The sequence below is a fragment of the Streptomyces sp. NPDC057939 genome, assembly GCF_042887545.1.
Lineage (GTDB): Bacteria > Actinomycetota > Actinomycetes > Streptomycetales > Streptomycetaceae > Streptomyces.
This window is the reverse complement of sequence record NZ_JBHVPG010000023.1, coordinates 12,681-27,168: the sequence shown is the minus strand read 5'-3', so window position 1 is coordinate 27,168 and position 14,488 is coordinate 12,681. Positions and strand designations below refer to the sequence as shown.

The 14,488-nt window shown below is 70.2% G+C and carries 15 protein-coding genes; 6 read left to right on the top strand and 9 right to left on the bottom strand.

The features are described 5' to 3' along the window. Positions 1 to 197: 197 nt before the first annotated feature. From ACFVS6_RS23910 to ACFVS6_RS23880, 7 genes are all read right to left on the bottom strand, one after another. Positions 198 to 1,817, bottom strand: coding sequence for an FG-GAP-like repeat-containing protein (locus ACFVS6_RS23910; RefSeq protein WP_389706689.1), 1,620 nt, complete (start codon positions 1,815 to 1,817; stop codon positions 198 to 200). After that, the gene (locus ACFVS6_RS23905) at positions 1,814 to 3,370 is read right to left on the bottom strand and encodes a GDSL-type esterase/lipase family protein (protein ID WP_389706687.1); all 1,557 of its coding nucleotides are present in this window, start codon (positions 3,368 to 3,370) and stop codon (positions 1,814 to 1,816) included. Before ACFVS6_RS23905 ends, ACFVS6_RS23910 begins: the two co-directional genes overlap by 4 nt. A 187-nt stretch (positions 3,371 to 3,557) precedes the next feature. Next, complete coding sequence (locus ACFVS6_RS23900) at positions 3,558 to 5,132, bottom strand: FG-GAP-like repeat-containing protein (RefSeq protein ID WP_389706685.1); 1,575 nt, start codon at positions 5,130 to 5,132, stop codon at positions 3,558 to 3,560. 398 nt (positions 5,133 to 5,530) lie between these two features. Next, the gene (locus ACFVS6_RS23895) at positions 5,531 to 6,028 is read right to left on the bottom strand and encodes a hypothetical protein (RefSeq protein ID WP_389706684.1); all 498 of its coding nucleotides are present in this window, start codon (positions 6,026 to 6,028) and stop codon (positions 5,531 to 5,533) included. 658 nt (positions 6,029 to 6,686) lie between these two features. Next, complete coding sequence (locus ACFVS6_RS23890; protein WP_389706682.1) at positions 6,687 to 7,124, bottom strand: ATP-binding protein; 438 nt, start codon at positions 7,122 to 7,124, stop codon at positions 6,687 to 6,689. Between the two features lie 164 nt (positions 7,125 to 7,288). Continuing rightward, positions 7,289 to 7,642 carry a PRC-barrel domain-containing protein gene (locus tag ACFVS6_RS23885; protein ID WP_389706681.1) on the bottom strand — a complete coding sequence of 118 codons (354 nt, stop codon included), beginning with the start codon at positions 7,640 to 7,642 and terminating at the stop codon, positions 7,289 to 7,291. Positions 7,643 to 7,787: 145 nt separating this feature from the next. Next, positions 7,788 to 7,949 carry a hydrophobic protein gene (locus tag ACFVS6_RS23880; protein WP_389706679.1) on the bottom strand — a complete coding sequence of 54 codons (162 nt, stop codon included), beginning with the start codon at positions 7,947 to 7,949 and terminating at the stop codon, positions 7,788 to 7,790. A 208-nt stretch (positions 7,950 to 8,157) separates the two neighbouring features. Between ACFVS6_RS23880 and ACFVS6_RS23875 the strand changes: the two genes are divergently transcribed. The 5 genes from ACFVS6_RS23875 to ACFVS6_RS23855 all read left to right on the top strand — a co-directional run bounded on the left by ACFVS6_RS23875 (position 8,158) and on the right by ACFVS6_RS23855 (position 11,535). Beyond that, the gene (locus ACFVS6_RS23875; RefSeq protein WP_389706678.1) at positions 8,158 to 8,331 is read left to right on the top strand and encodes a CsbD family protein; all 174 of its coding nucleotides are present in this window, start codon (positions 8,158 to 8,160) and stop codon (positions 8,329 to 8,331) included. A 197-nt stretch (positions 8,332 to 8,528) separates the two neighbouring features. Next, positions 8,529 to 8,948, top strand: coding sequence for a hypothetical protein (locus ACFVS6_RS23870; protein WP_389706677.1), 420 nt, complete (start codon positions 8,529 to 8,531; stop codon positions 8,946 to 8,948). Between the two features lie 139 nt (positions 8,949 to 9,087). After that, entirely contained in the window at positions 9,088 to 9,807 is a 720-nt protein-coding gene (locus ACFVS6_RS23865) for a hypothetical protein (RefSeq protein WP_389706675.1), read from the top strand. 150 nt (positions 9,808 to 9,957) lie between these two features. After that, a complete protein-coding gene (locus tag ACFVS6_RS23860) occupies positions 9,958 to 10,230 on the top strand; it encodes a GlsB/YeaQ/YmgE family stress response membrane protein (protein ID WP_389706673.1) in 273 nt (90 codons plus the stop codon). A gap of 258 nt (positions 10,231 to 10,488) precedes the next feature. Beyond that, positions 10,489 to 11,535: a fatty acid desaturase family protein gene (locus ACFVS6_RS23855; protein ID WP_389706671.1), complete on the top strand. Its 1,047-nt coding sequence runs from the start codon at positions 10,489 to 10,491 to the stop codon at positions 11,533 to 11,535. A gap of 25 nt (positions 11,536 to 11,560) precedes the next feature. Here ACFVS6_RS23855 and ACFVS6_RS23850 read toward each other — a convergent pair whose 3' ends face one another. Beyond that, a complete protein-coding gene (locus tag ACFVS6_RS23850; protein WP_389706669.1) occupies positions 11,561 to 11,974 on the bottom strand; it encodes a TraR/DksA family transcriptional regulator in 414 nt (137 codons plus the stop codon). A 41-nt stretch (positions 11,975 to 12,015) separates the two neighbouring features. Then, the gene (locus tag ACFVS6_RS23845; protein ID WP_389706667.1) at positions 12,016 to 12,891 is read right to left on the bottom strand and encodes an alpha/beta fold hydrolase; all 876 of its coding nucleotides are present in this window, start codon (positions 12,889 to 12,891) and stop codon (positions 12,016 to 12,018) included. Between the two features lie 266 nt (positions 12,892 to 13,157). On the opposite strand from ACFVS6_RS23845, the gene ACFVS6_RS23840 reads away from it, so the two are divergent. Then, the gene (locus tag ACFVS6_RS23840) at positions 13,158 to 14,036 is read left to right on the top strand and encodes a SigB/SigF/SigG family RNA polymerase sigma factor (protein WP_389706666.1); all 879 of its coding nucleotides are present in this window, start codon (positions 13,158 to 13,160) and stop codon (positions 14,034 to 14,036) included. Positions 14,037 to 14,488: the final 452 nt, after the last annotated feature.

Below are 14,488 nucleotides of genomic sequence, written 5' to 3'. Positions count from 1 at the left end.
ACCCATGTATCGTCAACTCCGTTATTCGATAACATATTTGATCTGGGATACGCATTTTCTCCGTGACGGTCCGTGGTGTTCCTCCGGTTTGCGGGCGGGCCGATCGCGCGGCCACGAGGGGCGGGGCGCGCCGGCGTGTTCCACGGCTCGACGGGCCGGCGGACCCTCCGACTCGCAAGGGTCGGAGGGCCTCCCCGTCAGGATCCGGCCGCCACCCGGCCGAGGTCGCTCCAACCGTCCGCCCCGCCGCCGTTCCACAGCAGGACTCGGACGGAGCCGTCCGCGCCGCTCCGGATGTGGTCGCTGTGGCCGTCACCGTCGAAGTCGGCGAAAGACACCTGACGTGGGTCGGTGGGCGCACCCGTGGAAACGGGGTTCGCGGGCACGGACCAGCCGCCGTGGCCGTCGCCGCCGCGGTTGAGGTACGTCTGCACGGAACCGTCGGCCGCGACCACCGTGTAGTCCGCGTAGCCGTCCCCGTCGAAGTCCGTCCACCGCACGCGGGACACATCCGTCGTCGCCCCGGTGGCGATGGTGCCGCGGTCCTGCCAACCGCCGTGCCCGTCGCCCCCCTTGTTGAGGAAGACGGAGACGGGGCCGTCGGGGCGCTGCAGGGCGTAGTCGGTACGGCCGTCGCCGTCGAAGTCGATGAAGCGGACCTGATCGGCGTCCCGCGTCAATCCGCGGGCCACCGACGCGGCAAGGTCCCAGCCGCCGTGGCCGTCGCCGCCCCGGTTGAGGTAGACGGACACGCTGCCGTCCTCGGCGACCAGTACGTAGTCCGCCCGGCCGTCCCCGTCCCAGTCGGCGAACCGGACCCGCTTGCGGTCCGTGGTGAGCCCGGAGGCGATCTGCCCGAGGTCGGTCCAGCCTCCGCGGTCGTCACCGCCCCGGTTGAGCGCCACGCGGACGGCGCCGCCGTCCGCGACGTGGATCCGGTCCGTCCGGCCGTCGCCGTCCCAGTCCGCCCAGCGCAGCGGGCCGGTGCCGCCCGATTCGGTGCCCGCCCTGCCCCGGTGCGTACGGACGGCAACACCGTCCAGTACGGCCTTGTCGATGCCCTCGAAGAAGGCGTCGCCCATCTTGGCGTAGCCGGCGTCCCGCGGGTGCAGGCCGTCGGCCATCTCGCCGGGGCCCAGCGCGGGCGCGTCCACGTACCGCACCTTGGCGCCCGTCCGGGCCTTGGCCGAGACCCAGCTCCTCACCGAGGTGTTGAAGGCGGGGATCCCCGGAACGTTCGATGTCGGTATAAGGCCCATCACGACGATGGTGGTGCCCGGACGCGCGGCGAGGATCTCGTCGGTGAGCGCCGCGAGCCGTGCGGGGGCATCGGCCTTGTCCGTTCCGCGGTCCAGGTCGTTGACGCCCTCGTGGAGCAGGACCACGTCGGGCTCCGCGGCCCGCACCCAGCCGGCGGCTCCCGCCCGAATGTCGTTGATCATGGTGGCGCTGTGTGCCTCGTTGTCGGAGTCACCGGTCGGCCCGCCCTGACGGGACCCGACGAAGTCGACCCGGAAACGGGCGTGGGTCAGGGACTTCTGCCACAGGGGCAGGCGGTAGCCGAGGCCCGTCGTGCCCTGGTATCCGTCGGTGATCGAGTCGCCCAGCGGCATGACGCGAAGAACGGGCGGAGCGGGATCGGGTGCGGCCGACGCGGGGGCGGCCGCGGCCCCGAGGAGGCCGCCGACGCCGACTGCCGTGACGGTCGTCAGGGTGATGATCTTGTGCAGCATGCGGGGTGAGGCCTTCTTGTCGTGTTCGACCGTGCTCGGCGGTGTCAGGTCCGGCGCCTGCGGTCGTGGAGCAGGCGCGGTCATGACGTACGGGGGATGCTGCCGAGGTCGGTCCAGCCCCCGCCTGTCGGGTCTCCGCCGTTGAAGGCGTGCACGGTGGTGCGACCGTCGGATTCGTGCAGGAGGTAGTCGGCATGGGTGTCGCCGGTGACGTCAGCCAGTTGGACGCGGGATTGGTCGGTGGTCACACCGGCCGCGGTCCGGCCGAGCGACTTCCAGCCTCCGTGGCGGTCACCGCCCCGGTTGAGGTGGGTCGTCACGCCACCGTCCTTGCCGAGGGTCCAGTAGTCGGCGCGTCCGTCTCCGTCGTAGTCGGCCAGCCGTACGCGGCTGTGCTCGGCCGTGGTGCCGGTGGCGATGCGGCCGAGGTCGATCCAGCCGGTGGCTCCGGCAGGGTCGCCGCCCCGGTTGAGGTGGACGTTGACGGCCCCGTTGTCGGCGATGGTCCAGTAGTCGGTGCGTCCGTCTCCGTCCTGGTCGGCGAAGTGGACCTGCTCGTGGGCGGTGGTCGTGCCCCAGGCGACGCGGCCGATGTGCTTCCAGCCGTTGGGGCCGCTGACGTCGCCACCCTGATTGAGGTAGGCGGTCACGTTGCCGTTCGGGGCGATGTGCAGGTAGTCGGCCCGGCCGTCGCCGTCGTAGTCCGCGAAACGTACCCGGGTGCGGTCGGAGGTGATCCCCGTGGCGATGCGGCCGATGTCCTGCCACGTCCCCGCGCCCTCCCCGCCGCGGTTCAGAGCGGCTCGCACTTCGCCGCCGGCGCCGATGGTGAGCCGGTCGGGCCGGCCGTCGCCGTCGAAATCGGCCCAGCGGACGCTCCCTGTGCCGCCCGACTCGGTTCCGGTCCGCCGTGCGGCGGTGCGGGACGCCCAGCCGTCGGTGACGACCTGCTCCAGTCCATGGTGGTAGGCGGCGGCCATCTTCCGGTAGCCGGCTTCGTTGGGGTGGAGCCCGTCGGGAAGCTCCGTGGGTCCGTCCAGGCGAGGGGGTTCGACGTACCGCACGTGCGCACCCCCCGCGGCCCGGGCCGAGACGGCGGTCCGCAGGTCCGCGTTGAAGCTGTTGACACGGTCGTGCTGGCCGCGGGTGTCCGGGAGCAGGCCCTGCACGATCACGGCCGTGCCGGGCCTGTTGGCCTGGACACGGTCGATGAGCGAGGCCAGCTCCGCTGCCGCGACATGCGGATCGACCTTGTTGGAGTTGAGGTCGTTGATGCCGAGGTGGAGCAGTACGACATCGGGGTTCGCGGCCGCTTGCCAGCCGTCGATGCCGTCCCTGATGTTCTTGATGGTGTAGCCGCTGTGGCCCTCGTTGTCTGGATCACCGCCCCCGCCGAACGACCCGGACCCGACGAAGTCGGGTGTGTAGCGGCTCTGCGCGGAGAGCAGGTTCCACAGGGGTGCGCGGTAGCCGGTTTCGCCGTCACTGCCGAATCCGGCGGTGATGGAGTCGCCGAGCGGCATGATCCGCGTCAATGCGGGCGCGGGCTGAGGAGCCGCGACGGTCGGCGTGCAGGCCAGGCCGAGCGCGGCGACGCCGAGGGCCAGGACGGAGGTCGCGGATACGGTGCGATTCATGGTGCTGGGTCGCTTTCGCAAGTGACGGAAGGTGGGGCTCCGGACTGCGGGAGAGCCTCACCGGGAGGACGGGACACCGGCGCAACGGACGACCGCCCCAGGACCGTTCCCATGAGGAAGGGCCTGAGGCGGTCGGTCACGTCGAGCCCTGCTGCCGGTTCCCGGTGTGCCGGGAACCCCGTCCTGGTCAGGTACCGCTCGCGACCTTGCCGAGATCGATCCAGCCGTTGCCCTTGTCGCCGCCGTTCCAGGCGAAGACGGTGGCGCTGTTGCCGGCTCCGGCGAGGACGTAGTCGGCATGGGTGTCGGCGTTGAAGTCGACGAACTGCACCTTGGTGTGATCGGTGGTCAAGCCGCTCGCGATCTGTCCGACGGTGAGCCAACCGGTGTTGGGGACGGGGTCGCCGCCGCGGTTGATGTAGAGGTCCACCTTGCCGTCGGGCTTGACGAAGAGGTAGTCGGCCTTGCCGTCGCCGTCGTTGTCGGCGAACCGGATGCGGTTGCGCTCCTTGGTGACACCGGACGCGACCTTGCCCACCGCGGGCCAGCCGTTGCCGGACTGGTCCCCGCCACGGTTGAGGTAGGCGTGCACCTCACCGGCGTCGTTGAAGGCCAGGTAGTCGGAGCGGCCGTCGCCGTCCCAGTCGGCGAAGCGGACCTTGCTGGGGTCGTTGGTGGTGCCGACCGCCACCTTGCCCAGGGACTTCCACCCGTTGCCCGGATCTCCGCCCTGGTTGAGGTAGACCTCGACGGAACCGTCCGTGTTGATCAGGAAGTAGTCGGCCTTGCCGTCGCCGTCGAAGTCGGCGAAGCGGACCCGGTTGCGGTCGTTCGTGAGGCCGGTGGCGACCTGTCCCAGGGGCTGCCAGCCGTTGGGGCCGGCCGGGTTGCCGCCCCGGTTGAGCCAGACGGAGACCGCGCCGCTGTCGGCGACGTTGATGTAGTCGGGCCTGCCGTCACCGTCGAAGTCGGCCCAGCGGATCCGCTCGCCGGCGCCGGCCTCGTTCGCGGCGGCGGAGCGCCGCGGCTTGGTGGTTTCGGCGAACCACGCACCGAGATCCGCGGTACGGGCGGAAACCGCACCGGTGCGGGTCTCGGTGGGCGCGGCTCCGAGGCAGCCGCCCTGCCATGAACGGCTGTTGACGCCGACGAGTTCGCCCACTGAGTTGAGCAGGGGACCACCGGTGTCGCCCTTGCAGATGGCGTCGGTGCCCTTGCCCGTGATGTTGAGGGTGGTGGCGTCGGCGGCGTTGAGCGTGAACGTGCCGGTGCGGAGCTTGCCGGGCACCCACGCGGTCTTCGTCCGTCCGTAGCCGACGGCGGTGAGGTCCGTGCCGGCCGTCGGGGCCGACCGGGAGACCTTGGCCGTGGTGGCGCCCCTGGCGGGCAGCGCGAGCCGGGCCAGGACCATGTCCCTATCGGTACGGGGAGCGAGCTCCGCGACCTCCCGGGTCTCGCCTCCGGCGAGCGTGACGGTGGCCTTCAACGCGGGCTTGCCGGCGGGCACCTGCTGACCGGGGATTGCCGCGAAACAGCTGGCCGCGGTGGCGATCCACCATTCGTCCACGAGCGTGGCCGTGCAGGAACGAGCGTTCGCCTCGTCGCCGATGCTGAGCTTGACGACGGCGGCGTGCTGACCGGCGGAGGCCTCGGGGCCGGTGAGGGCGTGGGCCGGGACGACGGCGGTGAGGCCGGCGGCGACGGCGGTGGCCGTCGCCAGCAGGCCGGTCATCCGGGTTGTGCGTGAGCGGAGAAGAGACATGCAGAGCATCCTTCGGGTACGGATTCCAAGTTCGGCGGGCGAGCGTGTGGAACGGCGGGTCGGCGAACCGAGGAGTGCCTGCTCAGGCGCACCACACGTGGGTTCGGGAGTTCCGACCGGCCGGGTGACGGCCTCGGGGCGGTTCGGAACAGGCGGCCGGTGATCGAGCGGCCCGGATCTCAACGCCGTTACGGCTGTCGGCCGTTGGTCGCCTCAGCCTGATTCATTCCTATGGACCGCCGCCGCAATCCCGAGGGGGGCTGCGGGGTGCAAGGAGAAGGGCCGCGTGGAGTCGGTGGTTCGTGGTTCGTGATTCGCGCGTACACCACATGGCGAATGGGAATGGCCGCTCCGTGCAAGGGCGGGCATGAGCAACTCCATGTGGCCCCCCTTACGGCCTACTTGACAGTCCTGATTTCCATGAGCATGAAATCGCGGCCCTGCTCGTCGGCGCTCTCGCCGACCGGACTCCAGGTGTTCTTCGTCACCTCGAAGGTCTTCTCCTCGGCGCCGGCCGACATGGCCACCCGGGTGTTGTAGCTGTTTCCCTTGATGGTGTAGACGGCGGGAATCTCCAGGGACAGGTAGCCGCTGTTCCCCGTGACCGTGAAGCAGATCTTTTCGTTCTGGCGTCCCCAGACCTCAAGCACGTCGGCCGAGCCGGCGCAGTCGGCGAGGAGGATGTTCCCGTCCCCGCGCTTGAGCGTGATGTGCTGCTCCGCGAGGATCTTGTCGGCGTTCGGGTAGGCGAAGTCCTCGATGGCGTAGCCAGGGCCTTCGTCGGCGACCGCACGCACGGAGGGGGTGTCCGCAACGGATTCCCCCGTCACGCCGCCCGCCATCGCGAACCACGCGAGGGCGCCGGCACCCGCTGCCGCACCGAGGGTTCGCGCCATTGCCTTACGTGCCTTCATCGTTGTCCTAGTCGTCGGTTTCGGAGAAGTTCCGAAACATGCATCAACGTCGAAGGTGAAGGCCTCTATTCGATCGGCGGTAAACGACTCGCCCACGAGTCGGTTCACGACCGAAAGCCCCCACTTCCCGTCGGATCGTATCCGCTGGTCAGGAGCCTCGAAAAGACTGGCCAGAAACAGGCCGGTGGTGAATCAATGTGTGCCGGGAGAGCGTTTCGACGGTTCGCGCGCGGGAAAACACATCACGCGGACGGCCGTCCAACGATTTTCAGGGTGCAAACCGGACCAAGTCGCACGCGCCGTGGGTGACTTGCGTCACGCGGAGGATGTCTCGTCCGTGCGGGGTGAGGAATTCGGTTTGGAACCCAGAAATCGGACGGTTGAGTTCCTTTTTCTGTCTTGTCTCAAACCGTTTCGTTTTCCACGCGTCGCCGGCGTTCGATCCGTCCCTCGCCGCGGGAGCCGCGTTACGACGACCGCTCACGGGTCGCCTCGGTCCGCGCGAACGAGTCGGGAACGACGGGCACGTTCACCCGCCTGCCCCGTCTCTGAAACCCGCCCGCCGATACCGGTCGAAGGGCCGCGGCGGCGGGTCGTGTCGTCGTCGCCGGCCGCCGGGGGCCGCGACGGGGCGCTTGGCTCAGCGAAGTTTCAGGTACGCGGTGACCTGTTTGCCGTTGGGGTGCGGGGTGACGGTCAGGTCGTCGACGAGACTCCGCACCAGTGGCCAGCCGTAGCCGCCGATGCGGATTCCGGCGGGTGGACTGGTCTGGGCGACGGGTGCTTCGTGACTGTGGTCGGCCACGGACACCCGCAGTGCGTCGTCGTGGACCTCGGCGTGGAAGCCGGCGAGGCCGCCGCCGTGCCGGATGGCATTGGTGACGAGTTCGGTGGTCACCATCAGAGCGTCCGTCACGGCGTCCGCGTCGTGGGGGAGTCCGGATCGCCGCAGCAGCGCCGCGACCCGGTCGCGGGCGTCGGCAGCCGTCGAGGGGAGCGAGACACCCGGCGTCGTGGGGCTGGTTTCCGTGAGGGGCGCTCGCCCACCCGACTCATCGCTCCCTCGTGACCGTTCCATGTCTCCGCGTCCGCCCGGTGCCGAATCGACCACGCGATCCTCGCACACCGCCCTTCGCGCGACCACGGGGAGGGCGCGCCCGCGGCCGCGGTGTGACTGCGGGTACGGCCGGGCCAGGGGCGGCAACCGTGTGGCCGCCCCGGCCCGTGCCCGCGGGATGCCCATCAGGATGCGTGCGGCTTGTCGTAGTAGCCGCCGACCTGGCGGTGGTAGTCCTCGTCGCCGAGGTGGGTGTTCTGGTCGAACGGGGGAGCAGCCTCGATCTGTTCCTTGGTCCGGTCGACGTAGACCTTCTGCTCATCGGTGTCGACACGGCTGACCGTGCCGGCGGGGATGAGCACCTCCTTGCCGAAGATCCAGGGACCGGTGTCGACCACGACGTAGGCGGAGCCGATGTCCTCGGAGTGCTTGCCGACCTTGCCGATGGAACCGTCCGTGGCCTCGACCTTGTAACCCGTCAGGTCGGCGCCGGCCAAATGGCCGGAGGCCTCGCGGTAGCCCCACACGTTGTCCGTCATACGAAATGCCCCTTGATCGGTTTCGGTGCCCGCCCCGTGCGGAGGGCTCCGGCGAGGTATCCGCGGAGCGCGACACCTCGAAGAACTCTGATGCGCCGAAAGGCCGTCGCCGCCCCGGCGGGTACGGGCCTCGATCGGAGCACGCCTACCAGCGGTACCAGCGGCCGCTGCCGCCCTTGGGGCGGGCGACGAACCCGACCAGCCACAGCACCAGTACGACGATGGCGACCCACCAGAGGATCTTCACCGCGAAGCCGGCGCCGAAGAGGATCAGGGCGAGCAGAAGAACAAGAAGCAGGGGAATCATGGTTATTACCTCCGAGGCGCCTTGTGTCCGGAACCCTTCGAACCATGCGCGCGGAATTCGCTCGTTTCTTGTCGTCGCGGGCGGGAAGTCGGAGTCCCGCCGCGCGGAGCCCTTCACTCGACGGATCCGCGATCCGCCCGTTTCAAGTCCCCGGGACGGGACAGGCGAGTGCGAGCAAGGCGATTTCCTATGACGAGGAGTGATGGTCATGTCGGCCGACGAGAAGACCCAGGCGAAGACCGAGCAGGCCAAGGGCAAGGTCAAGGAGGCCGCCGGCCGCGTCGTCGGCAACGAGCGCCTCACCGCCGAAGGCCGGGCCGAGCAGGCCAAGGGCGACGTCCGCCAGGCCAAGGAGAACGTGAAGGACGCCTTCAAGCGCTGACCGCGGAGTCCGCGTACGTGTGGGTGGGTCCCCAACCATCGGTTGGGGACCCACCCACACGTATGATGCGCGCCGGTACCCCTGGGAGCAGCGCTCCGGCGCGGCCCGCCCCGTCGCCGCGACGGGGTTGACGGCAACGGCGGCGGGCAACCTTGTGGCGTCGTACCGCAAACCCGCGCCCCAAGGAGACGTTCATCGTGTTGCGTCGATCCGCTCTCACCCTCTTCGCCGCGGCGGGCCTGGCCATGTCCGCGCCCCTCACCGCACCGGCCGTCGCCGCGGTCCCGACCGCGGCAACCGCCTACCCCACCACGCCGGTCTACGTCGCCGACGGTGCGGGCAGCTACATCAAGGGCACGCTGACCTGGTACAACCGGTCGGCGACCTTCACCGGGACGCTGAAGTCGGTCGGGTGTCGCCGGGCGTGGTACAGCGTGTTCGACGGCTATGCCAATCCGCTCGGCGCCAGGAGCAGCAGCACGCACTGCAACACGATGACCTCGGTGCCCGCCACCCTGCCCGCGAACGTCGTCGGTGGTGGCTCGTACGTCGGCGTCTGCCTTGACGACGCGAAGGGCAAGCCCGTGACGTCGTGCGGCGTCTACCCCCGTCCGTGATCGACCCGGCGGGGGACCGTTCGGCCACAGGACCAGCGGCGGCCGGTTTCGGAATCTTTGATTCCGGGGACGGTGTCCCAGCATCGCCGTAATTGTCCTCGCGCCCTGCCGGCGCCTGGCAGGACAGTCGAGGGAGACCATGGGTTGGAAACGCAGATCCCGGGTGGGGACGTCGGCCGCACTTGTCGCCGTGGTGGCGCTCGTCCTGGCAGCTCCGCTCCCGGTCGCCGCCGCGGAGCGGACCGGCACCGCGTCGCCGTTCGGCGCCGTGACCGCGGAGCGGGACGCCTCCGCGACGCCGCCCCCGCCGCGCCTTCCCCGTGACTTCCGGGGCAAGGGCAAGTGGATCGTCCGCGACCTGGACATCACGGTGCCGTTCACGTGGGAGGGCAGGGACGGCAACAGCCAGATGACCGCGGGGGGCCCGCAGTACCCGATCTGGTTCACGAACCTGATCTACCGGGACACGCTCTACACGCTGACGTACAAATGGCCCGGCCTGACCGAGCACCCCTGCTCCCGCATCCCGGGTTTCGACCTGGAGGCGCTGAACGAGGGATTCGAGAACGCCAGATTCGTCGGGCCGGAGACCCTGCGGGGCACACCGCACCGGAAGGTGAACCACTGGCGGGTGGGTGTGGTCCTCCCGAACCTGCCGCCCGGCAACTACCCACGGCTGCCGCTCGCCCTGGGCGACATCTACGTCGACGAGGACGACCGGGGAACGTTCTGGCAGGTGCTGCAGTTCGGCGTGCAGAACCTCTACGACCCCGAGCTGGACGAGTGGCTGGTGATGGACACCTTCGAGCACCGCCCCGGAACCGTGAAGCTGCCCGCGCGGTGCGAACCGCCCCGTTGAAACCCGGACGGCCGCCCCGGTCGCAGGCGTACTGCTGCCCGGCGCGGGCGGATTGCCTGAAAGGATCAAGAAACAAGGGCGTTTGGAATCCTCTCCTCGGTGAAGACGAGCGTTAACACCGGCTTTATTCACCGAGGTAGGAGACGCATCATGGGCATTCTCGCCTGGATCCTCATAGGGCTGTTCGCGGGTCTCATCGCCAAGGCCCTCATGCCGGGCAAGGACCCGGGCGGCCTCATCATCACCGTTCTCATCGGCATCGCCGGAGGCCTGCTCGGCGGCTGGCTCGGCAAGGTCATCTTCGGCGTCGACTCCATCGACGGCTTCTTCGACGTCTCCACGTGGATCGCCGCCATCGTCGGCTCGCTGATCCTGCTCGCCGTCTACCGACTGATCACCGGGAACAAGCGCCGCCACGCCTGAGCGGCACGCACGGCCCGGACCGAAACGGCTCCCCTTCCTCCGGAAGGCGGAGCCGTTCCGTCGTCCCCGCCGGCGCCGCCCCGTTCATCCGTGGGTCGCCGCCCCGCCGATCCGTAAGTCAACGTCGATATCCCGGGTAGGCGCGGTACGGGGAGCGGCACTCGCATGCGGGTGAGGCCCCCGGCAGGCCGTTTCCGCCTGTCCGCCCACTCCGTGGCCGCTCCTCGTCCGGCGGACTACGGAAAGTGACTTCTGATCATGAACTACTCCGAGACGGTGCGTCCCCCTCCCGTAAGGGCGGATACGGGGAGCGACTTCGCCCGGCTCTCCCGGAAGATCCAGGACGCAGGGCTCATGGCCCGGCGCCCCGGATACTACGCACTGCGCATCGCGGCCGTGACGCTCCTCTACGCCGCCGCGTGGACGGCCTTCCTCCTCATCGGCGACAGCTGGTGGACCCTGGCGACAGCCGCGTTCCTCGCCTTCGTGTTCGGGCAGGTCGCCCTGCTCGCGCACGACCTCGCCCACCGGCAGGTCTTCAGGCTGCGCAAGGCCAGCGAGGTGTCCGGGCGCGTCGCCGGGAACCTCGGCATCGGCATGGGGTACGGCTGGTGGCAGGACAAGCACACCCGCCACCACGCCAACCCCAACCACGAGGACCTCGATCCCGACCTCGACCCGGACATCTTCGTCTGGACGCAGGAACAGGCCCGCAGGGCCGGGGGGCTGCCGCGGCTGCTCGGTCGCTCGCAGGCCTACCTGTTCTTTCCCCTGCTCACCCTGGAGGGGTTCAACCTGCACGTGTCCGGGGTGCGGTCGCTGTTCGACCGCTCGCTGAAGCACCGCGCCTGGGAGGCGACCCTGCTCGCCGTACACGTGGCCGTGTACCTCGGAGCGCTCTTCCTGGTACTGCCGCCCGGCAAGGCGGTCGCGTTCCTCCTGGTCCACCAGTGCCTCTTCGGGGTCTACCTCGGCTCGATCTTCGCCCCGAACCACAAGGGCATGCCGATCCTGCGGGGCGACGAGCGGCCCGACTTCCTCAGGCGCCAGGTCCTCACCTCGCGCGACGTGCGCGGCGGTCCGTTCATCGACATCGTCCTCGGCGGTCTCAACTACCAGATCGAGCACCACCTCTTCCCGAGCATGCCCAGCCCGCACCTGCGCAGGGCGCAGGCCATCGTCCGCGGGTACTGCCAGGAACTCGGGGTCAGCCATCTGGAGACCGGCCTGGTGGACTCCTACCGGCAGACCCTGGCGAGCCTCCACGCGGCGGGAGCCCCGCTCAGGAGGCCGCGGCCCACCTGACGCCCCCCGGGGCAGGTCGTACGGGTCAGGTCGAGGACGGTCGGCGGTGCTCGGACCCGGCGCAGTGGACGCAGGTGGTCGCGGCCGGTCGGATCTCCAGGCGCTCGGGCGGGATCGTGCCGCCGCAGTCCTCGCACCGCCCGTACTCGCCCTGCTCAAGCCGTTCCAGCGCCCGGTCCAGCTCTTCCAGGTGCTCCCGCCCCCGCTTGATCAGGGCGGCCACATGGGCACGTTCGAAGGCGGTGCTGCCGCCCTCCGGGTCGTGCTCGTCGTCGATCGCGACCAGGGCGTTCGCCGCGACGATGCCGTCGAATTCGCGTCCCAACGCGGCCGTCCGAGCCAGGGTGTCGGCGCGGTCGGCCGCGAGCCGGGCCCGGACGGTCGCGGCAGCGGACGGTCCGGTCACGTCAGGGCCGGCGTGCCGTGAGACATCGTCCATGTCGGCGACAACGCGGGGTCGCGGCCTTCGATTCCCCGAGGTCAGCCCTCGGGGAGGTGCGCGTCCCCGGCGGGTGTGGCCCGTATGCCGCCGACCAGCCAACCGAGCATGGCGGGCGTGGCGTCGAAGTGCCCTCCGTGCCCGGCGTCATCCTGTCTGATCAGGGTCGCGGTCGGCATGCGCGCGGCGAGCCACTCGCCGTGCGCAGGGGGGACCAGGGTGTCGAGGCCGCCGTGCCAGATGCGTGCCGGGACGGTGATGTCCGCGGGATCGAACCCCCACTCCGTACCGAAGAGCGCCGTGACGTCGTCCACCCAGCCGTCCAGTCCGGGCCGGACCGCCTCGGCGAAGGCCGGGCCGATCATCGCGCTGATCTCGGGTCGGGAGAGGACGGCCTGCTCGATTTCCGGCAGCGGCGGGAACTTGGCCGTTCCGAGGTTCGCCAGATGTCGTGCGACGGCCTCCCGGCCGGTCACCGCCATGGCGGCGCTGTGACGGTTCCCCTCGCTCATGCCGGCGGTCCAGTCCAGTCCGGCCGCGTCGCGCGGGGCCAGGGAGGCCAGCGCCCCCAGCCGCGTCACCCGCTCGGGATGCCGGGCCGCGAACGCCAGGGCGTGCGGGCCGCCTCCCGACACCCCGAACACGGCGAAGCGGTCCAGGCCGAGTGCGTCGGCGATGGCGGCGACATCGGCTGCGGCATCGACGACCCGTCGCCCCGGTCGCGGCGTGGAACCTCCGAACCCGGGCCGGTCGTAGGTGATCAGTCGGACGCCGAGCTCGTGGAACAGGGAATCGTCGGGGTACCGGGCCAGCCGGCTCATCGGGCTGCCGTGCAGGTAGACGACGGGCGTCCCGGTGGGGTCGCCCCATTCCTCGACCGCCACTGTCCGACCGTCGTCGGTGATCATCTCGCGCATGGCGGCAAAGCTAGCCGCGGCGACGATCGAGGGCCAAGGGTTTTCGTCCGAGGGCCAATGCCTTCCGTCCACGGCACGACCCGGCCGTACCGCCCCGTCCCGTCGGCCTTCTGATGACGCGTCGATGAACAGCAACACGACTCACGAAACTTGTTTCGCGTATTGCTTGACGGGTGTGGGTGCTGGGCGCGATGCTCTGGGGGCAGCACACAGACAGCGCCGTCCGGGTGACCCGGGCGACGGAGCCGAGCACTTGGGGAGATGAGATGGACACCCTCACCACGCACGCAGCGGTCGCAGCGACCGAGGCGGTGACGCGGACCCCGCAGCTCCCCGAGCGGCTGCCCCGGATCGCCGAGCCCCGCGAGGTGGCCCCCGAGGACGCCAGGGCCCTGTCCAAGACGTTCTTCGAGCGGCTCCGCACCCTGGACGAGGGCACCCAGGAGCGCCAGTACGTCCGCAACACGCTCATCGAGATGAACCTGTCCCTGGTCCAGTTCGCCGCGCGTCGCTTCCGCAACCGCACCGACGGCACGGACATCGAGGACATCATCCAGGTCGGCACCATCGGCCTCATCAAGGCCATCGACCGCTTCGACCCGTCCCTCGGGAACGAGTTCGCGACCCTGGCCCTGCCGTACATCACAGGTGAGATCAAGCGGCACTTCCGCGACACGACCTGGGCCGTCCGCGTCCCGCGACGCCTCCAGGAACTGCGCATCGAGCTGGCGCGCGGCAAGGAGGAACTGCACGCGGTCCTCGACCGCGCGCCGACCGTCCGCGAACTGGGCGAGCACCTGGAACTGACCGACGAAGAAGTCATAGAGGGCCTCGTCGCCGCCAACGGCCACTCCAGTCAGCCCCTCGAAAACGATTCGGACGAGTCCTCCGAGAGGGCAGTGCGGCCGCTGGCCGAAGTCCTCGGCAACGAGGACCCCGCGATGGAGCTCTTCGAGGACTTCCGCACCCTCGCCCCGCTGTTGGAGGACCTCGCGGGCCGTGACCGGCTCATCCTCCAGATGCGCTTCGGCCAGGAGATGACCCAGGCCCAGATCGGCGAACGCCTCGGCATCTCCCAGATGCAGATCTCCCGCATCCTCACCCGCACCCTGAACCGGCTCCGGGAAGGCATGCTCGCCGACTGACGGTCCCTCCCGGGCGCGCCGGAACCGCACCGCCGGCAGCCGGACCCACCGCCGGCGACCGCGGCCGTACACCGGTCGGTGCGCGCGCGGCAGGTGGACGTGCAGCCGATACCCGCCGTCGTGGGCCGGGCCACTGGAGAAGCTCCCCCGAGGAGCTCCGCGCGCTCCCGCAGGCCGATCAACCCGTGCCGGGAACCGGGCAGCCCGAGGGCCGGCCGTGCCGGGCGCGAGTTGGTGACGGTCACGCCGAGACCGGGCCCCGCGCGGCCGAGTTCGACGACGACCGCGGCACCGGGCGCGTGCTTGCGGGCGTTCGTCAGGGACTCCTGGACGATGCGGTGGACCGCGCGCCGGACCGCGACGCTCGCGTCGTCGGGCATCTCGCCGACCGGACGCGCGTCCGGACCGCTGGACGCGACGAGCCCGGGAAGCAGGGTCGGGCCAGGCTGCGG